The organism is Turicibacter sp. (genome assembly GCF_017941855.1).
In the GTDB taxonomy this organism is placed as follows: Bacteria; Bacillota_I; Bacilli_A; order MOL361; family Turicibacteraceae; genus Turicibacter; species Turicibacter sanguinis.
Window position 1 is genome coordinate 1 of record NZ_JAGAVR010000125.1, and the last position, 19,897, is coordinate 19,897.

The 19,897-nt window shown below is 34.4% G+C and carries 13 protein-coding genes; 2 read left to right on the forward strand and 11 right to left on the reverse strand.

From position 1 onward, the window contains the following. Window positions 1-29: 29 nt before the first annotated feature. Window positions 30-1,451 (reverse strand): M15 family metallopeptidase, encoded by a 1,422-nt coding sequence (locus J6D32_RS13695; protein ID WP_055163599.1) that lies wholly within the window; start codon window positions 1,449-1,451, stop codon window positions 30-32. A 606-nt stretch (window positions 1,452-2,057) separates the two neighbouring features. Here J6D32_RS13695 and J6D32_RS13700 point away from each other — a divergent pair. Beyond that, complete coding sequence (locus tag J6D32_RS13700; protein WP_006784031.1) at window positions 2,058-2,579, forward strand: CotY/CotZ family spore coat protein; 522 nt, start codon at window positions 2,058-2,060, stop codon at window positions 2,577-2,579. Window positions 2,580-2,709: 130 nt separating this feature from the next. On the opposite strand, the gene J6D32_RS13705 is transcribed toward J6D32_RS13700, so the two are convergent. Then, on the reverse strand, window positions 2,710-3,570 hold the full coding sequence (locus tag J6D32_RS13705; protein WP_132942608.1) for a hypothetical protein: 861 nt from the start codon (window positions 3,568-3,570) through the stop codon (window positions 2,710-2,712). Between the two features lie 188 nt (window positions 3,571-3,758). On the opposite strand from J6D32_RS13705, the gene J6D32_RS13710 reads away from it, so the two are divergent. Beyond that, a complete protein-coding gene (locus J6D32_RS13710) occupies window positions 3,759-5,027 on the forward strand; it encodes an FtsW/RodA/SpoVE family cell cycle protein (RefSeq protein WP_006784029.1) in 1,269 nt (422 codons plus the stop codon). A 41-nt stretch (window positions 5,028-5,068) separates the two neighbouring features. On the opposite strand, the gene addA is transcribed toward J6D32_RS13710, so the two are convergent. From addA to cmk, 9 genes are all read right to left on the reverse strand, one after another. Continuing rightward, window positions 5,069-8,665: a helicase-exonuclease AddAB subunit AddA gene (gene addA / locus J6D32_RS13715; protein ID WP_195931931.1), complete on the reverse strand. Its 3,597-nt coding sequence runs from the start codon at window positions 8,663-8,665 to the stop codon at window positions 5,069-5,071. Beyond that, the gene (gene addB / locus J6D32_RS13720; RefSeq protein WP_287467762.1) at window positions 8,646-12,212 is read right to left on the reverse strand and encodes a helicase-exonuclease AddAB subunit AddB; all 3,567 of its coding nucleotides are present in this window, start codon (window positions 12,210-12,212) and stop codon (window positions 8,646-8,648) included. Before addB ends, addA begins: the two co-directional genes overlap by 20 nt. Before the next feature lie 135 nt (window positions 12,213-12,347). Then, window positions 12,348-12,620, reverse strand: a complete 273-nt coding sequence (gene hbs, locus J6D32_RS13725) for a non-specific DNA-binding protein Hbs (RefSeq protein WP_006784026.1) — start codon at window positions 12,618-12,620, stop codon at window positions 12,348-12,350. Window positions 12,621-12,838: 218 nt separating this feature from the next. Further along, window positions 12,839-14,314, reverse strand: coding sequence for a stage IV sporulation protein A (gene spoIVA, locus J6D32_RS13730; RefSeq protein WP_006784025.1), 1,476 nt, complete (start codon window positions 14,312-14,314; stop codon window positions 12,839-12,841). 322 nt (window positions 14,315-14,636) lie between these two features. Next, the gene (locus J6D32_RS13735) at window positions 14,637-14,885 is read right to left on the reverse strand and encodes a stage VI sporulation protein F (RefSeq protein ID WP_006784024.1); all 249 of its coding nucleotides are present in this window, start codon (window positions 14,883-14,885) and stop codon (window positions 14,637-14,639) included. A gap of 93 nt (window positions 14,886-14,978) precedes the next feature. Next, window positions 14,979-15,986, reverse strand: coding sequence for an NAD(P)H-dependent glycerol-3-phosphate dehydrogenase (locus J6D32_RS13740; RefSeq protein ID WP_006784023.1), 1,008 nt, complete (start codon window positions 15,984-15,986; stop codon window positions 14,979-14,981). Window positions 15,987-16,012: 26 nt separating this feature from the next. Continuing rightward, window positions 16,013-17,323 (reverse strand): ribosome biogenesis GTPase Der, encoded by a 1,311-nt coding sequence (gene der / locus J6D32_RS13745; protein WP_006784022.1) that lies wholly within the window; start codon window positions 17,321-17,323, stop codon window positions 16,013-16,015. A gap of 130 nt (window positions 17,324-17,453) precedes the next feature. Beyond that, on the reverse strand, window positions 17,454-19,133 hold the full coding sequence (locus J6D32_RS13750; protein ID WP_006784021.1) for a S1 RNA-binding domain-containing protein: 1,680 nt from the start codon (window positions 19,131-19,133) through the stop codon (window positions 17,454-17,456). Further along, the gene (gene cmk / locus J6D32_RS13755) at window positions 19,120-19,797 is read right to left on the reverse strand and encodes a (d)CMP kinase (protein ID WP_006784020.1); all 678 of its coding nucleotides are present in this window, start codon (window positions 19,795-19,797) and stop codon (window positions 19,120-19,122) included. The genes J6D32_RS13750 and cmk overlap by 14 nt, the downstream gene beginning before the upstream one ends. Window positions 19,798-19,897: the final 100 nt, after the last annotated feature.

Sequence of the window (19,897 nt, forward strand, 5' to 3'; positions counted from 1 at the left end):
AATAAAAAAAGCATGAGATAAACTCATGCTCATTGATCGAGTAAGCCATAGGTTAAAATATAATCTTCTAATACCCAATCATTTTCATAAATTTCAGAAGCCACCTCTACGCCAACATAACGCAGATGCCAAGGTTGATAAGTATATCCCACTTCTGCTTCACGATTCTCTGGATATCTAATAATAAATCCAAATTCATGAGCATGTTCTAACACCCATTTTCCTTCTTCAGTTTTAGCAAAATCAACCGATAAACTTTGATTGACACTATCACTCGTAACATCAATTGCTAATCCTAATTGATGTTCACTATGTCCAGGTCTCATACTAATTTTTTCTGCATATTCCATTCCCATTTCATACAGATCTTGTTCATAATTTTTTTTCTGTGTTTCATAGGAAATGTAACCTGACCGTAATAAAAGCTCAATCCCTTCCTCTTTTGCCGCTTCAAAGAGTTTTTCAGTGGCATCTGCTGCATCACGGCGTAAATAGTTCGTACCAGTCAATGCAAAGGTCGAAAGTGTAACATCTAATGGAACAAAATCAGTCGGCACATACGTTGCCTCTAATTGATAGTTTTTATTAACAAGTGCTAGCAGTTGATTTGGATTTGGAGTTGAAACAATCGCTTCATAAAAATTTGATTTAACATTTGGATATTTAGCATATTGAAGGGCATACGTAATCGAATGTCCACTATTTAAGACTTCATCATAAATTTCAAAATTAGCCGAACTAAAACTACTAGCAGTCATGAGTTCTAGTGTTTGAGATGGATTTAAATCGGTATCAATTAACGCTTTTAAATCAGTTAATTCACAGCTCGTATATAAGACCTCAATCTCCTCTGCTTGATATCCTTTTTGTTTTAGGGCTGGGAATATGGTATTTTGATATTCATCCACCTGAGCTATTGTTTCATTTATTCCAATTTGAGGATACCTTTTTTCATAGCTTACATACTCTAATAACGTATATAAATCATTTCCTGTTTCTTTGGCAAAGCTTAAAATACTATTTAAGGTTGTGATATCACCTGTTTTAATATATTGACTAAAGTTTGGTGACTGAAACCACATGTCAATCGTTGTTTCATCATAACCATTCTGAAGTAAAGTTGGAACAAAAACATGTTCAAAAAAAGAAGCCACGTACACAACTTCAGTTGCTTCTAACTCGGGATATTTTTCTTTTAAATCAACATATTCATCGTAGCAGTCATAATTAAAGTTTTTCACAAAAAGATAATCGAGTAGTTCTTCACTGCTTCTTTTATCTCTTATAATCTTATCAATCATCTCTGAATTTTCATTACGCAATTGAGTAATCACTTCTTTTGAGTACCCCAATCGTTCTAATTGCATCTCATCACTCATCATATGAGAATAAAATGTAAAGCCTATACCTAATAATGAAATTAATGCAATCACGACACATAATTTTTGCATATTTTAACGCACCCCTTTTTATATTCCATCCTATTATGTCCAGAGATAACCAAAATAAACCTAATATTTAACAATTTCCAAATTTAATTCAAATTAGTTCTTTGTCTTATGGTTATAATTGGGGATTTGTCTAGAAACAAAGCCTAGTTTAAGCATAAATTAATAATGTACCTAGGAGGTAAAAGAATAGTTTCATCCATTCAACTGCCTCCCATGTTCAGAAACGAGCATGGAGTGAGATTTTAAGAAATCTCCAACATCCTTTGAATTGCTGGGACCTCCTAAAGCTCATTTAACCACAACATAAGTTTGAAATAGACTAAGTGTGAAGGTTGCGAAAGCAGAAAAAATAAATGAGATGGCATAAGGTTAAATCCTACGTGCTCATACAATGGAAAATCAGCAGCGAAGCTCCGAATAGGAGAACGTTCAACGACTATCCCTATAAGGGAGTACACTACAAGCGATGGGTAGTGGAAGCGGAGGACATCCTCAAACTAGGATGATGATATAGTCTACACTCATATGAAAGTATGAGAGACCTATCCTTAGGTCACATAGAAGTAGCGCCTCTATGTTAATATATTCTTAAATTAAGGTGAGCTTATGAGTTCTGAAACTACTCGAACAATTAAATATAGTCCTGTTGCTGATACGCTTAGATTCATCAATCGTCTACAACAGGCTGCTACTCCAACAGATAGTAGCATCTTACGATATAACAATCTTATTTTAGGTGAAGCGTCTAAAGCTAATACAAGACCCTTTATTTTATATCTACCAAATGGAGAACCATTTAAATTAGCCACTCTTCCCGACTCTGGTCTTCAATCCGCTTCACTGTTTAGAGTCGAAGATGTCAATGAAAATAGTGCAACGATTAGAGCGTTAGCTTATAATTCAAATGCTAACTCAAATCATAGTAATGATGCTCGAGATATGAGTGATTCAGATGGTTTTAGACACATTAACACAATAAACGACGACCTCAATGTTTTTGAAAGACAAGGGCTAACTTCGATAAGTTTGATTCCTACCAAAACATTGTGTACCGTTGACTTAAACTCTTTCATAGCAATTCAATGCTTAGAAGATGTCTATGTACCACTAGATGATAACAATCTTTAATGATGGCGTATGGATGGTGTTGTTTAATCACAGCACCTTTTCTTTTATGCTAAAAAGGGAAAACCTCCCTTACAAACAGATTAGATGGGATGTTCTCATCTTACCCGCTTATAAAAGAGGTCCTAACTCGTTACATATGTAAGATTCTAATTCCTTCAATAGATGAAATTGGAATTTCTTCCACTTTATTCATCAAATTATCAATACTAACCGTTGTTTCATTTGCTAAATTCAAAATTCCAGACTTAAGTGTTCCATCTTTTTTGACGATTTGTACAATTGGGGCTTTCATCGAAGTGGGACGATTGGTTAAATCACGGATGAACAATAATAATTCCCGTTGCTTTTCATCCATTGGTTCGACTGTTTCTTCTACCTCATCATCAGAGTTGTCGACATCTACCTCCTGTTTCTCCTCTAACCCTTCTCCATTTATTACTTCTTTACTTAACGTCTCAGTCGCTTTTGCATCAACTTCTACTTCTTCACCTAACGTATTAGTCGCTTTTGCATCAACTTCTATTTCTTCACTTACCATATTAGTTACTGGCACTTTAACCTCTACCGCTTCAGTATGTGTGTTAGTCTCAGAGGAATCCACTTCTATCTCTTCAATCGTAATATTGTTTTCATCATCAAATCCCTCTGTTTCTTCAACTTTAACATTATTCATTAAACCAACTGTTTCCTCTTGCTCTTGAAGATGATCATCTGTTTCATCGACTAAAATATCGACGCGTTCATACTCATCATCTTCTACTTCATCACTCACTTGTAATTTTTCGACCTTTTTAGCACTTTCATCGTGAGAAACTGTAAACTGATCAAAATCAAAAAAATCTGTACTTGCATAATTATGAACATAATCAGGATTTGATACATTATTTGGTTTTTCTGTAGGGGTTTTAAAATAACTTTGCTCACTGACAAAACATCCTAGATAACCAGTATCCACAAATAATAACGGTTCTTTTTCGACTTTTTTAGGCATTTTAATCCTCCTCTTTCGTTCGTCATAATATAACTTATGCACATTTTAGGTTTAGGTGAATCGCTCTCCTATTCGACTTCATGAGAAATGATAAGTTTTAAATAATCCAAACATTTTACTACATTTACTTATCAATCTTGTTATTATCTGATAGAATGAACATATAGCTTTTAAAGTCAGGTGATTAAATGAAAGATATTTTAAATAAATTTAAGATTTTATTTTATAATCCAATTATTGTCTATTTACTTCTTATTATCGGAATTAGTCTGGTTGCCATTACTTCCTCTGCACCGTTGACTGAAATCCAGTACGGAGCATCAGATTATGCCATGAGGCAAGGATTGTTTTATGGCATTGGATTTATCCTAACCTTTATCATCATCATCATTGGAACGGATCGAATTCGAGCTTTGAGATGGTGGTTATATGGATTTGTAATGATTTTACTATTCGGACTTTTTATTCACGAAAAAGGCATTATGAATGTTCCGTTTGCTAAAAATATTAATGGGGCAACCTGCTGGTACATCTTACCTGGTATCGGAACTTTACAGCCATCAGAATTTATGAAAATTGCGCTCGCACTCGTTGTAGCCGATATCATTCAAAAACACAACGAGTTTTATCCCCATTTAAAGCGTACCGTCAAAACAGATTTTTTACTTCTTCTAAAAATTGGAGCAGCTATTGTGCCACCAGCTTTTTTAATTTTTGAACAGCCGGATTCTGGTGTTACGATGATTATTTTATTCTTCGTCGCACTCATGATTTTTTCTTCAGGAATTAAGTGGCGATATATCTTTATCGTTGGTTCAATTGCTATGGTCGGTATTACAATCTTTATTCTAGCAGTCGGAGTTTTCCCAGACTTTTTAACAAATGTTCTTGGAATTCAAGCTTATAAATTAAGTCGTTTCTTTGGATGGTTTGATCCATTTGGAACGATTCAAGGAGCAGGAAACCAATTAGCAAAAGGATTACTTGCCATTGGATCGGGTCATCTAATTGGAAACGGATTCCAAAGCTTAACCACTTACTTCCCTGAAGCCCACACTGATTTCATTTTTGCCGTTATCGGAATGGACTTTGGATTAATTGGAACTTTAATTACGGTGATTTTATGTGGTTTATTTGATTTTGAAATTCTCAATACGGCAACACTGAATCGTGGTCATTACAATAGTTACTTATGCGTTGGAATTTTTGGAATGTTATTCTTCCAACAAATTCAAAATATTGGGATGACGATTGGGATGCTTCCCATTACAGGGGTAACGCTTCCGTTTATCAGTTACGGGGGAAGTTCATTACTCTCTTATATGATTTTATTTGGTCTCATTTTAAGTAGTCATATTGAAGGAATGAAATTAAAGCACTCTGAAGTAGATTACCACGAACGGACACTTTACTTAAAAACAAAAGCTTATATTAAAGATAATGCAAAAGTCGATTAGAAAAGGACATTTCCCAATTGGGAGATGTCCTTTTCTTATCTTTAATAAACGAGACACTGCGATACTTTTAAGAAATAAACATGACAACTTACTTTTTTAGTTGGGAATATTTCTTTAATCGCTTTAGAATAGTATTTCATTTGTGTTTCGTATCTTTGTTTTAGTTCTTGTTGTTGTACCTCAAAGTCACGAATATAGTCGGTTTTATAATCCACGATATAGACTTCATCTTCAAATTCTGCTAATAAGTCAATGACCCCTTGAAGTAAGATTTGAGACTGTTCATGCTCATCCACCTTTACTAACGTCATAAATGGAACCTCTTTTTTAACCGATAACGCTGTTATAATTTTTTCATAAAGAGGACTTTTAGTAAACTCTAGCACTTGCCCTAGATCAATTCGACTACTCATCTCCTCGCTCATCATTTCCTTTTCAATCACTCGTTCTTTGACTTGCTGTAAACTTTCTAACGTATGATTTTTCATCACCGGTAAATGCTGCATAAATTGATGCAATGCGGTTCCCGCTTCAGCTCCACTAATTTTCTTTTCTCTCATAAATGATGGCCGATCATAAGCCACTTGTGGTCTAAGCTCAGGAATCCCTTTAAACATAGGTGTTTCCTCAGCCAGTTTGCGCTGTGAAACAGATTGCTTTGCGTTAATCTCAACTAGTTCCTGATGCTCATAACGCGTTGAAAAAATTTTTTCAAAATCAATAACAGGGGGTTGTTTAGCTAATGACTCTTCTACCTTCATCGATTGTTCAAGCTCCTGTTGTTGGGAGAATATTTCTATTTTCCATGAACTAGCATCTTCTAAACAAGTCGGTGTTACCCCTAAATAGGTCGCCACGATCTCTTGGTTATCTGGATGCTTTAAAATAGCCGGTAAAATCCAATCAGCATAATTAACTGCTTTTAATCGATACGAATCTGGTAACCTCACACCCGATTCAGTGATGACTTCTTTTAAAGAAGCGAGCTTTTTCTCAACCTCAAAAACTCCTGTAAATAAAAGCTTAGATTTAGCACGTGTCATGGCCACATATAAAAGACGCATTTCTTCTGCTAACATTTCTCGATGAATGAGGCTTGCTACCACATTTTGAGCAATTGTTTTTTGAGTAAAGCTTAACTGCGAATCAATGTACTTGACTGCTACTCCATACTTTTTATGTAAAATATAATTTCCTTTTTCGTCCTGAACATTAAATTTCTTTTGAATTTGAGAAATAAACACAACAGGAAATTCAAGCCCTTTTGATTTATGAATAGACATAATTCGAACAACATCTTCATTCGCTGTGACTGTTTTAGCTTTTCCAAAATGTTTTCCAAGAGCTTGCATTCGATCGATATAATTAACAAATCCATATAAACCTTTTTTAGTGCTCGACTCATAATGGCGTGCCTTATCGACAAAAACATCTAAATTTGCCTTTCTTAAATAACCATGTGGAAGTCCCATCACAAACTCATAATAAAGCGTTTGTTCATAAATAAGGGTGATCAAACTTGCTAGCGATTGTGTTTTCGCTTCGAAACGCCAACGTTCTAATATCTCAACAAAACGCTTTGTTTTTTGTTTTAAAAACTCATCCTCTCCGTGATTTTGATAAAATTGGACGAGTTCATAAAAGGATGAAGCTTTACTTGAAACTTTGATGAGTGACAATTCACGCTCATTAAAGAAAAATAACGGTGATCGCATCAGGCCAACCAAAGGAATATCTTGATAAGGGTTATCAATGACTTTTAAACAAGAAACCATATTAATAATTTCAATTGAATCAAACAAATCGGTATTTTGTTCGGTAAACAGCGGAATATGATATTGACGAAAAACATCTTGAAACGTTGTCACACTGCTTAACGATCGCATTAAAATCACAATATCTTGATAAGTTAAAAGACGCATGCGACCTAATTTTCGATCATATACTTCTTGTTTAGAATCCATCCAACGCTTAATTGTTCTCGCAATGTGATGCGCTTCAAGTTCAACGGTACTTAAATCCGTTTCATCATCTGTGACTTGCAATTTATCAATCAAATGTACTTCATTTTGGTTAAATGGATCATTCACTTCACCTAACACGCCAAGTCGAAGCATTGCCGCTTCATCATAATTAATTTCACCCACCGGCTCATCCATTAACTGCTTAAAAATATAATTCGTTGAATCAATCACTTGCTGATGAGAACGATAGTTTTTCATTAAATCAATTTTATGACCTTTTCCATTTCCATCAGAGAACATCGTATATTTTCCTTGAAAAATACTTGGTTCTGCGAGTCGGAATCGATAAATCGACTGCTTGACATCCCCTACCATGAAAATTGGAATTTCAGGTGACTTAATCTTGGCAATCGCCTGAACAATCGATTCTTGCATGAAATTAGTATCTTGATACTCATCAATCATAATCTCCTTAAATTGAGCATGAATATCAAATGCTACCGCAGTTGCTTGTCCATCTTGGATTAACAACCGAAGCGTATACCACTCTAAATCAGAAAAATCAAGTAATTGTCGTTTTAATTTCGCTTTGCTAAAACGCTCATGAAATAGAAGAACCATTTTCGCTAATGCTTCTACCACTTCTTGACTCTTTTTAAAATGAATCAAATGCGTTTCATTCGAGTACGTTAAATATTTTTCCTTTATTTTCTCAATTCGTTTTTTAAAAGAATCACGCGCCTCTTTACAAATCGTGTTCATCTCTTCATCAAAATCTTTCTTAGGTGCTGAAGGAAATCTCGAAAGCGTTGTATTCATAAAAGCCTCGCGTAGCGCTTCATATGATGAGTTCATGGCATCCTTTAAACGATTGACATACTCTAAATCTTGAAAATATACATCTGTTGCGTATTTATGTAATTTCTCCGTCATTTGTGAGTAAGTCGCATATTCTTTTGCTTTTTCTAAATCTAATACTGCTTCATTAAGACTTGGAGTTATGACTTTTAAAATTTTATCATAATGAATCCATGACATTAGATCTTGCTCATCCCACTGATATAGGTGAGGTAAATTCTCTAACCACTGAATCATTTCAGGATTAGAACGTGCCAATTCGTAAATTTTAAGTAACATGACTTTTAAATTCTCATCATTGCGATCATTATTAAACTGACGACTCAACAGCAAATAAGACTCATCCTCATCATCTGATAAGTCATCAAATAACGATTCAACCACCTCATCTTGAATAATCCCGACTTCAATATCATCGGCAATCTTAAACACAGGATCGAGTTCTAATAAATAATAGTAACGTTTAATTAACTTATTACAAAAGGCATGAAACGTTGAAATATGAGACTGAGAAATTTTATTTAATTGGACCTTTAAATGTTCATTATCTGGTTGCTTTTCTAACTCATCTTGAATGCGTGAACGCATACGTTGTTTCATTTCAGCAGCTGCTGCCTCTGTAAAGGTCATGACAAGTAATTCATCAATATTTAGTTTCTCTTGAATAATTTTTTGAATCATTCGTTCCACGAGTACAGCCGTTTTTCCTGAACCTGCCCCAGCTGAAATTAATAAATCTTCGCCTTTTCGATAAATAGCTTCCCATTGTTCATCATTCCAAGTCGCCTCCAGCGGTTTAATGGGTACTTGATTCATCTTGATCTCCTCCTTCCTCTAGTTGACATTTAATCGCCTCTAATGCATTTTCTTTTTTCATTTTAGCTAAGATACGTGGTTGATTTCCGAGAAAATCAATATCAAATTGGCACACCCCTCGATAAGAACAAAAATCACATGCTTTACGATCGCCATGATGACTTGGATTAATCTCAAGAGAACCTTGCGTAATTTTCGTCGCGGCACGTTCAATCGTTTGATTCGTATAATTTCGTAACATCGAAAGTTCAGCCGGAGATAACGTCGATGTCCCACGACTTGAAAAACTTCCATCTTTTTTTAGCGTAATAGGGACGACATCACTTTTTAAGCGATCCGTTATTCGATGATCACTGAGTGTCACCACGTCATAATCATCCGGTAAATAACCTTTCATTTTAAAATCCTCTTGATGTAGCCTTAATATTTGCTCTTCTAACGCCACATCTCTTAATAAATCTTGATCGTCTTTTGAAATAATGGGGCGATGAACATGGAAGTACAAGAGTCCTCCGACTTCTGCTGGCATGTCAATTAATTGCAGGGCATTCGTGACCACGACATCTAAATACGTTAATAGCTGTAAACTCAAACCATAATAGACCTTATCAAGCTCTAAATCTTGTTGACTCGATTTATAATCGACAATTCTTAAATAAGCTTGCGATTCATCTTTTGATTTAGCAACATCAACACGGTCAATAATTCCTTTTAATGATAATTTAAATCCTTTTCCAATCGGGCGTGAATCGATGTGAATTCCATTTGATTTTCCAGTTTGGAATGGCAACTCAAAAAACATCGGCTTAAACTCACTTTGGCTACTTTGATACTTGAGTCCAATTAACGTCTTATAAACAACATGAGTCAATCGCTCCGTTAACTTCATCATACGTTGATTTTGTTTTAAAATCTTATATAACAACTGTTCACTCAACTCATCTGACACCATTTTAGCAAGTGTCTGACACTCATCTTGCGTTAAATCAGCAAATGTTCGATTCTCCTTTTGAATCATTGTGGCAATGCGTTTTAATGCCTCATGATAAAGCTCACCAATATGCGGTAAATCAAGTTGATAACGTTCTCGATCTTTTAATTGTAATCCATAGCGTAAATAATGAGCGAATTCACACTGGTTAAACAACTCCAGTCTTGAAACACTCGCCACAATTTCTTCACTATAAAGTTTTTTCGTCAACACTTCATCTAAATTAGTTACCTCATTTTCATATCCTAAAATTCTCATAACCATTTGATAAATCAATGGATTATGTTCCTTGTAATACGCTAATAATGGTTCATAGTAAGAACGATACGCTGGATTTTGTTTGAGATGCGCTAATAAATGAGCAACTGATTGATTCAATGTCGTTAGTTGTTCATATAAATCGTCATCAAATTCACGACCAATGTGCGCCTCTTGTGAAAGCGGGAACATTTCTTTTAATTGATTATAAACGTATGAAGGTAAAAACTCTTTCCCTTCATCATTACTGCTCACATAAGAAAGTGTTAACGTTTGTTTAGGTGAGGTAAACACGGTATATAGGATAAACTGTTCATCTTGTTGACTTTGCTCAAGACTAGGTGCTAGTTCAATGCCTAACTCTTTTAATTGTTCACGTTCTACTTCACTTAAGAGACTACTCTCTCCCATAACACTCGGAATTTGCCCCTCATTCACGCCAAGAACAAACGCATGCTTAATTCCATACTGTCCTGCTTCACCTAAATCCGTAACTAATTGATAACGGGCACGTCTTAATTCGCCAACTGAAACTTGATCAAGTCGTGGTGGAACAGTCGCATAAGACATTTCTTCAAGTCCTGCTTTAAAGACCGTTGCAAAATTTTCTAGACTAACCGCTTCTTCTTGTCCAATTTCAACGAGTTGCTCAAATAGCTCAAGCACTTTATTCCAAACTTGTTGATGCTGTTTAAGTAACTTTAAATGCTGCGTCTCTTCAGCACTTGACTCAAGTAGTGCTAGCTTTTGTGGAATTTGGGCTTCTTCTAAGAAGGTAAAGGTCGCAACGGCAAACTCCTTATAGGTTTTAGCTTTTTTTAATTTTTTCTCAAATGATGTTAACAAACTAGAAATCTGCTTTTTTAAAGTATTTAATAAGTCTTCAACTGCTAAGTCATCATCCGTTTTCACATACCCTCTGCCAAGTCCTTGATACTTCTCATACACCCAATCATCTTTTTGTTGCCAGTCTTGTTTTTTAATCTGACGAGCTAAACAATAGTTTTCTAGCACATCAACTTGACGTTGATAAGCCTGAAACGCTTCGTAAAAGGATTGTTGTTTTTTTATCTGACTTACATCCATAAAAAGTCCCGTTTTAATGATCATAAACATCGATTCATGACGCCATCCATTCATCATGACATCAAAGACATGATAAAGTAACACCATTAGAGGGTGAATCAACATAGATTCTTTATAATCTAAAAAGACTGGAATCTCAAATTTAGGGAAAATAGAGGCAATCAGTTCTTGATACTCCTCTGATTGTGCCGTATAAATGGCAATATCATTAAATGCATAACCCTCTTTATGAATCAAGTGATGAATTCGTTTTGCTACTTCTTCAACTTCGAGTCGGCTATTCGCTGCTTGGAAAAAATGGACGCCTTTTGCTTCACTTTTAACCGTCGGAAACTGCATAAATTGTTTTTCTAGATGAGCTAAGGCAGTGTCTGATTTAAAACGATGATTCCCCTCTGTTAGTTCTTGAATTTCATAATTTAATCCCATTTCTTCTAGTTGCGAAGCTAATTTAGAATAGGTACGAGATGGCAAAGAAAAAACAGAGCTAGTTGAATTTAAATCATGTGTTAACACAATAGTGACAGATTTCGCGTACTTCATCAATTGCAATAAAATTAATTCTTCTTGCTTATTAAATAAATGATAGCCATCAATATAAAAATCACTATTAGCAATGGTTGAGGAATAAGCGATTTGCTCACTCAACAACGTATAATAATCTTCTGTCATCAAATATCGACCTAATGATAATTTTTCAAACTCATCATATAAAATAGCAATATCATTAATTTTTTTTACGGATTGAACCGACCAATTCGAAATCTCTTGTTGTGTTTGAATGGTTTGAAATAATTGATTCGGTGTCACACAATAATTTTTAAACTCCGCAATCATCTCACTTACTTTTGAAATGAAACCAGGTTTGTTTGCATAAAACGGAAATAATGATAGCTGATCTTTTTTTTCATTCATGACTTTTTGCAACAACAGCGCCAATCCAACTTGGTTCAAATGATAGCGACTCAAACCACCCGTTTCCTGTAAAATACGATATGCAAAACGATTAAAACTTAATCCCTGTACCCTCATTAAACTAGGATACTGACTTTGTTTTAAAAGTTGATATTCTAAATGAAACGTCATCTGATCAGGTGCAATAACAAAAATAGGATCTCCTTGTGGAAGCTCATCACAAGCTGCCTTAATTTCATTTAAAACAAGTCTTGTTTTTCCAACACCTGATCGCCCTAAAATAAAACGAATACTCATCTCTTTCACCTTCTTTAATTAAACTAATCAATCGATATCCTCTTTATTATGGCATCTTATTTAATGAAAGTCATTATTTAAAATAAAAAGACAACTCGTAAAAATGCGAGTTGTCTTGATTTATATCTAAAAGGCTTATTTTAAAGCGTCTTTTAAAGCTTTACCAGCTTTGAAAGCAGGATATTTGCTAGCTTCGATTTCGATTGTTTCTCCAGTATGTAAGTTACGTCCTTGACGTGCAGCACGCTCACGTACTTCAAACGTTCCGAATCCTACTAATGCTACTTTGTCATCTGCTTGTAACGCTTCAGTTACTGCTTCAATATAAGCACTTAAGAATTTATCTGCATCTTTTTTAGTTAACTCAGCTTTTTCAGCGATTTTATCTACTAATTGAGAACGGTTCATAAAAATCAATACCTCCTAAGACATTTCTTTGCAAGTAAAAGTTTACCACACCCGTTTTATGGTTGCAAACATTTATTTGAATATTTTGTTGAGACAACACTATTTTAGGCAATTTACTTCGCTTTTTTTCATCTAAATTAATATTTTATAAAAAATCGCTTCAAAAATGAGAAAAGCCTCTTTTGAAGTAAATCAATAAGAGACTTTTTCGGCTTATTTTAAAGCATAATGGCAATTAATCCACCATTACCTTGGTTTACAATTTTAATTAATGTATCTTGTAATTTAAAGCGTGCATTTTCTGGCATTGAATATAATTTTGCTGAAATACCATCGCGTACAATATCACTTAAACAACGACCAAAGATTTCAGTAGACCAGATTGCTAATGGATTATCAGCAGAATCTTTCATAATAAAGTCAATTAAATCTTTACTTTGTTGTTCTGTTCCGATGATTGGTTCAAATACTGACTCAACATCGACACGAATCATATGAATAGATGGTGCAATAGCTTTTAAACGAACTCCATAGCGTGCTCCTTGTTTTACAACGGTTGGCTCACTAAGTGTCATATCTTCGATTGATGGAGTTGCAATTCCATATCCAACTTGTTTAACCATCTTAAGTGCAGATGCAATAGGTTCATATTCCTTTTTAATATTTGCATAATCTTGTAATAAGAACATTAAATCTGCTTTATCTTTAATTGGTCCAACTAATTCTGTTAAAATTTGATCATATAATTGATCTGGAACCTTAATTTCAAGCTCTGCTAACCCTACACCAGCATCTAAAGCACTGATAAAACAATCCTCAACAATATCTTCTGCTTTTAATTCATCAGCTAAGTAATTAATATCACGAAGCTTGTAGAATTCATTTGTACTTTGATTAATTAATTTTAAGAAGCGTGCTTTTAACCAATTATCATCACTTAATGCATCAACCCAGCTTGGTAATTTAATATCAAGTTCTGAAACTGGGAATTCATATAAAGCCTCTGTTAAGACACTATAAATATCTTTTTTCGTCATATTTTCAACACTTAGAGGTAATACTGGAACACCATACTCATCTTGTAATTGATTTCTCAATTCTTGTACATCATCAGTTTTTGGATGAGTCGTATTTAAAATCACAATAAACGGTTTATTAATTGCCTTTAATTGTTCAATGACTAACTGTTCAGCCTCTAAGTAATCATCGCGATTAAAGTTTCCAATCGAACCATCCGTTGTCATAACGATTCCAATATGCGAGTGATCTTCAATAACTTTTTGTGTTCCGATTGCTGCTGCCTCTACAAATGGAATTGGTTCATCATACCATGGTGTATTCACCATACGTGGTCCTTCATCCGTTTCATATCCAATCGCACTTGGAATGACATATCCAACACAATCAATTAAGCGAATATTCGCACTTACCTCTCCTTCAACTGTTACATTAACAGCCTGTGCTGGAACAAACTTTGGTTCTGTTGTCATAATAGTTTTACCATTCGCACTTTGTGGTAATTCATCTATCATGCGTTTCTTTTCATTTTCATCTTCAACTAGTGGAATAACTAAAGATTCCATAAATTTCTTGATGAATGTTGATTTTCCTGTACGAACCGCCCCTACTACGCCGAGATAGAATTCGCCATTCGTACGAGCAAAGACGTCTCTCATCAGTTCATTTGTTTCCATATAGTAAACCTCCATTTTCACTTGTATTTTGTCAATATCAATGTATGATGCTTATCCCCTACTTTATGAGAGAATTTTGATAAAACTTTAATTTTTTTACTGTAGGTCTTATTAATCCATGGAATTATTGCCATAAAACTACACTAACAACAGTAAATGAAAGCGTAGCCTGTCTGTGTTTTCTTCGAATTATATGCAAGAGCTATCTCAATATATGATAACTTCTTTTAATTTGAAATAAAAAAATATCCTAGCTTTCGCTAGGACATTTACTCAAACCTTAAAATCAACCCTTTAATACATTTAGATTTCTCAATGATGATTACATCATCATTTTTAATAACTCATTCATATCTGTTGGAACTTCCCCGTTAATAATCATTTTAGTTAATTGATCTTCAATAGCAGGATCAACTTTTCGTCCAACCATTGCTGCTACACTTCCAATCAATGCTCGAACTTGTTGTTCATTTTTCAAATCCATTTGTGAAGCCTCAGATGCAATATTAAAAAGATCATCTTGCTTTACATTTACATCTTTCCCAAATTTCCCAAAAATATTATCAAACATATTAAAACCTCCTCAAGTCATTTTCAATATAGCATATGACTCAAGGAGGGAATTTGTCACTATTTAATTTAAAATTGTGATGATTTTTGCCTATTAATAAAATTCTGGCTTCATATCACGCATCATTAATTGTGAAATCGCAAGTGTTGGCTCTAGTTTATTAAAAATAACTTGATAAACCGTCTCAACGATTGGCATTTCAATTTGAAGTTCATGAGCTAATTCATAAGTTGCTTGACAAGTACGAACTCCTTCAACAACCATGGTCATACTATCAATTGCTTCTTGTAAATTTGATCCACTTCCTATTTTATAACCTGCCTGCCAGTTACGACTATGAACTGAAGTACACGTTACAATTAAGTCTCCTAAACCACTTAGACCACCAAATGTTTCTTCATTTGCTCCAACAGCAACACCTAATCGTTTAATTTCAACTAATCCACGTGTAATTAAGGCCGCTTTAGCATTATCACCATAACCAAGTCCAGCAATAATTCCAGCTGCTAATGCAATAACATTCTTAATTGAACCTCCAACCTCAACTCCAATTAAATCATCTACACGATAAACACGGAAATAATGATTATTGAACATTAGTTGGATTTCATTTGCTAATTCAACAACCGTGGAAGCACATGTCACAGTCGTTACAGCACGTTCAATTACTTCTTCAGCATGTGAAGGCCCTGATAAAGCAACAAATGCTACTAAATGATTAGCATTAATTTCCTCTTGAACAATCTCAGAAACACGTTTATGGGTTCCTGGTTCAATTCCTTTACTTGCATTAATAATAACAACTGGATGATCTAATACTTCGTTTATCTCTTTTAAAACTGCACGGATTACTTTAGTAGGGACTGATAATAAAATCATCTCAGCCTCTTTTAAAGCTTCACTTAAATTTGTTGTTCCCTTTAAATTGTCAGGTAACATAAGCTCCTTAAAAAATCGAGAATTGTGATGATTTCGATTGATATCATCAATAATTTCCTGATTTAAATCGTACAATTTAACATCATGTCCATTATCACATAGGACTTGTGCTAAAGCTGTTCCCCAACTTCCAGCTCCTACAACTGTGATTGATTTTGTCATCTTTATACCCTCCTAACGATTATTCATTAATCGCGTGTTCTGGCAATAATATGAATCGGTGTTCCTTCAAATCCAAAAGCTTGACGTAAACGATTTTCTAGATAACGTTTGTATGAGAAGTGTAATAATTCTGGATCATTAACGAAAATAACAAACGTCGGTGGTTGAATTGATACTTGTGTTGCATAGTAGATACGTAAACGTTGACCATTATGAGTTGGTGTTGGATTCATGGCTACTGCATCCATAATCACATCATTTAAAACATGAGTCACAACACGTTTTTTATGATTTTCAGCCGCTAAATTTAACGGTTCAAATAACGTATGTAGACGTTTTTTCGTTAAAGCAGATAAGAACACAATTGGAGCATAATCTAAGAATGACATTTCAGTACGGATTAATTCTTCCCAATCACGCATTGTTTTATCGTCTTTTTCAATAGCATCCCATTTATTTACAACAATCACAACCGCTTTTCCAGCTTCGTGTGCATATCCAGCGACACGTTTATCTTGTTCAATTAATCCTTTAGAAGCATCAATAACAATTAAACAAACATCACTACGTTCAATAGCACTTAAGGCACGTAAAACACTATATTTTTCAGTTGTTTCGTACACCTTACCACGCTTACGCATTCCGGCCGTATCGATTACAACATATTTTTGTCCATCTTTTGTAAATTCAGTATCAATTGCATCACGAGTCGTTCCAGCGATATCACTAACAATCACACGTTCTTCGCCTAACAAAGCATTTGTTAATGAAGATTTTCCCACGTTTGGACGTCCAATTAAACTAAATTTAATGACATCTTCTTCATAATCCATACCTTTTTTCTCTGGCATATTTAAAACGATTTGGTCTAACATATCACCAAATCCAATCCCATGAATTGCTGACGTTGCAATTGGATCTCCAAGACCTAGTGAATAAAATTCATAAATTTGTTCTTTAAAGTTGATATCATCAACTTTATTAACAATCAACACGACTGGTTTTTTTGTTTTATATAACATATTTGCTACTTCTTGATCGGCTTGAGTAATTCCATCACGAGCATTTGTAACAAATACAATAACATCTGCTTCATCCATTGCAATTTCAGCCTGATACTTAATTTGGCGCATGAATGGTTCATCACCAATTTCAATTCCACCTGTATCAATGACATTAAATTTGCGAGTTAACCATTCCCCGCTACTATAAATACGATCTCTTGTGATTCCAGGTTCATCTTCTACAATTGAAACACGTGAACCTACGATACGATTAAAAATAGTCGATTTTCCAACATTAGGACGACCAACGATTGCTACTACAGGTAATACCATGTTGCCACCTTCTTTCATCTTTACACATAACTAAGTCGTTAATATTATATTAGTTTTATAATGACTTAGTCAAATTTTACTTCATATTTGGTTTTGAAATAAAAAAAGGGGGGGATTTTCCCCTTTTTTATTATTTTAATAAGTTCTTTAAGGCATCTCCGAATAAGTCTCCAAGTGTTTCAGTTTCCGCTTGTTCCTGTTCTTTCATGTACTTATTAAACTCTTCACGTTCTGCATCTTCTTTAATACGACGAATGCTTAATTCAAGTTTTGCTTGTTTTGGTTCAAAACGCATCACTTTAACTTCAACAACTTCACCAACTGATAACACATCTTCTACACGATTAATGCGTTTTTCAGTAATTTGATTTGCCGGTAAGAAACCAATAACATCTTCTTCAATCGCAACAAATGCACCACGATCATTCATTGATTCCACTTTTCCTGTAATAACGTCTCCCACTTTTAAAGTTACCGTATTCCATGGATTTTCTTTCACAGCACGTAATGATAATCCCAAACGATGTTTTTTCACATCTAATGAAATAATTTTAACTTCTACTTCTTCATTAACTGATACTAAAGAGGCCAATTTTTTATTTGGATTCCAAGAAGCTTCAGTAAAATGACATAATCCCTCAATATATGGTGCTACCTTAATGAATGCCCCTAAATCAGTCATATTCGTCACTGTTCCACAAATGACATCTCCGACTTTATGACTAAATGTTTGCCATGGATCTTGCTCTACTTTTTTTAATGATAATCCAATACGATTATGTTTTTTATCTAATAAAATGATTCGCACTTGAACTTTTTGCCCTTCAGACACCACTTCTTCAAGTTTTGCTTTATGATCCCAAGAAAGTTCTGAAAGATGAACAAGTCCTTCTACCCCTTTAGCTAACTCAACAAATGCTCCAAATTCCGTTAAACGAACCACTGTTCCTTCTAACACTTCATTTTCATGATGAACTTGTACGAATTGTTCAAATGGTGTCGGTAAAACAGCTTTAATTGAAAGTTGAATTTTTGTTCCTTCTACTTTAATCACTTTCGCACTTACCTCTTGATTAACAGTTAAGGCGTCTTCTACCTTTTCAACTGGTAGATGAGAAATTTCTGAAATATGAACCAATCCTTCTAAGGCACCAAAACGAACAAATGCTCCAAATTTTTCAAGACGCACGACTTTTCCAGTCACGATATCTCCTACAGCTAAAGTAGAGTACTGATCTTCACGTGCCACTTTTAATTGCTCTGCCACGACAATTTTACGAGAGACTTTAATGCGTTTATTACGTGGATTGAATTCAACAATACGAACTAGCATTTTTTGCCCAACGTATTGTTCTAAATCTGTTACAAAATCGACATCTACCATGTTAGTTGGTAAAAAAGCATCCATTCCGATATTAACAATTAAACCACCTTTTACCGTGCGGATAACTCTCCCTTCTAATGTTTCACCTTTTTCATAAGCTACTTTTAAATCTTGGAAGCGTTGGTATTCAAGTAATGCACGACGAGATAATAAAATTTGCTCATCATCTACTTTTTTAGCCATTGCTTTAATAGTATCTCCAACTTTAACAACATCTTTAGCAGATTCTACTTTATCTAACGTTAATTCATTTAAATAAATAGTTCCTTCTGTTGCTCCACCAATATCTACTGTTACTTCTTGATTAGAGACACGAACCACAACACCCTCAACAATATCATTTACTGAAGGTAATGAAAAATTCGTAAATTCTAAAACATCATTCATTGTCATTTCTTCATGATCAACTTGATTAAACTGCTTCATTATTTTCCCCGCCCTTTGCAATGTTAATAATTGTATTAATAACTTCTTCAATTGTCATATATGAAGTATCAACCTCAATCGCATCTTCGGCCTTTAATAAAGGAGAATGTTTGCGAGTTGAGTCTAACTCATCACGTGTTTGAATTTCTTGTTTTAAACTTTCTAAATCACATGGAATATTTCGTTTAATATTTTCTTTATAACGACGTTCAGCACGAACTTCTACAGAAGCTGTCATAAAAATTTTATAATCTGCATCTGGTAAAACATTAGTCCCGATATCACGCCCATCCATTACAACATTTGCTGTTTTAGCATACTCAATTTGACGACGTTTTAATTCATCACGAACGACTTTATGGGCTGAAACCGCTGATACATTTTGAGAAACAATCGGTTGACGAATAGCCTCTGTCACATCAACGTCATCTAAATATACTTTTTTATCATTTGTTAATCGAATCGTTGTATCTTCTAACATTTTTTCAATTTTTTCTTCATCTTGTACGTCAATGTTCTGATTTAAGGCTTTTAATGTTACCGCACGGTACATTGCCCCGGTATCGATATAAACATACCCTAACATTTCTGCGACTTTTTGTGCAATTGTACTTTTACCTGCTGCTGCTGGTCCATCAATTGCAATTACTTTAGAACGAACCATAATATCACCTCGACTACCATTATTTTATCACAATGTTGAAAACTTAAACAACATCAAAATAGGCATCTTTGCCTTTAATTCATTTTATTTACAAAAATAA

Bases quoted from the DNA above. Each gene is read 5' to 3' on its own strand.
- J6D32_RS13750 (WP_006784021.1), bottom strand. From the start codon at position 19,133: ATGAAGCAGTTTAATCAAGTTGATCATGAAGAAATGACAATGAATGAT.
- J6D32_RS13735 (WP_006784024.1), bottom strand. From the start codon at position 14,885: ATGTTTGATAATATTTTTGGGAAATTTGGGAAAGATGTAAATGTAAAG.
- J6D32_RS13740 (WP_006784023.1), bottom strand. From the start codon at position 15,986: ATGACAAAATCAATCACAGTTGTAGGAGCTGGAAGTTGGGGAACAGCT.
- hbs (WP_006784026.1), bottom strand. From the start codon at position 12,620: ATGAACCGTTCTCAATTAGTAGATAAAATCGCTGAAAAAGCTGAGTTA.
- J6D32_RS13710 (WP_006784029.1), top strand. From the start codon at position 3,759: ATGAAAGATATTTTAAATAAATTTAAGATTTTATTTTATAATCCAATT.
- cmk (WP_006784020.1), bottom strand. From the start codon at position 19,797: ATGGTTCGTTCTAAAGTAATTGCAATTGATGGACCAGCAGCAGCAGGT.
- der (WP_006784022.1), bottom strand. From the start codon at position 17,323: ATGGTATTACCTGTAGTAGCAATCGTTGGTCGTCCTAATGTTGGAAAA.
- J6D32_RS13705 (WP_132942608.1), bottom strand. From the start codon at position 3,570: ATGCCTAAAAAAGTCGAAAAAGAACCGTTATTATTTGTGGATACTGGT.
- addA (WP_195931931.1), bottom strand. From the start codon at position 8,665: ATGAATCAAGTACCCATTAAACCGCTGGAGGCGACTTGGAATGATGAA.
- J6D32_RS13695 (WP_055163599.1), bottom strand. From the start codon at position 1,451: ATGCAAAAATTATGTGTCGTGATTGCATTAATTTCATTATTAGGTATA.
- addB (WP_287467762.1), bottom strand. From the start codon at position 12,212: ATGAGTATTCGTTTTATTTTAGGGCGATCAGGTGTTGGAAAAACAAGA.
- spoIVA (WP_006784025.1), bottom strand. From the start codon at position 14,314: ATGGAAACAAATGAACTGATGAGAGACGTCTTTGCTCGTACGAATGGC.
- J6D32_RS13700 (WP_006784031.1), top strand. From the start codon at position 2,058: ATGAGTTCTGAAACTACTCGAACAATTAAATATAGTCCTGTTGCTGAT.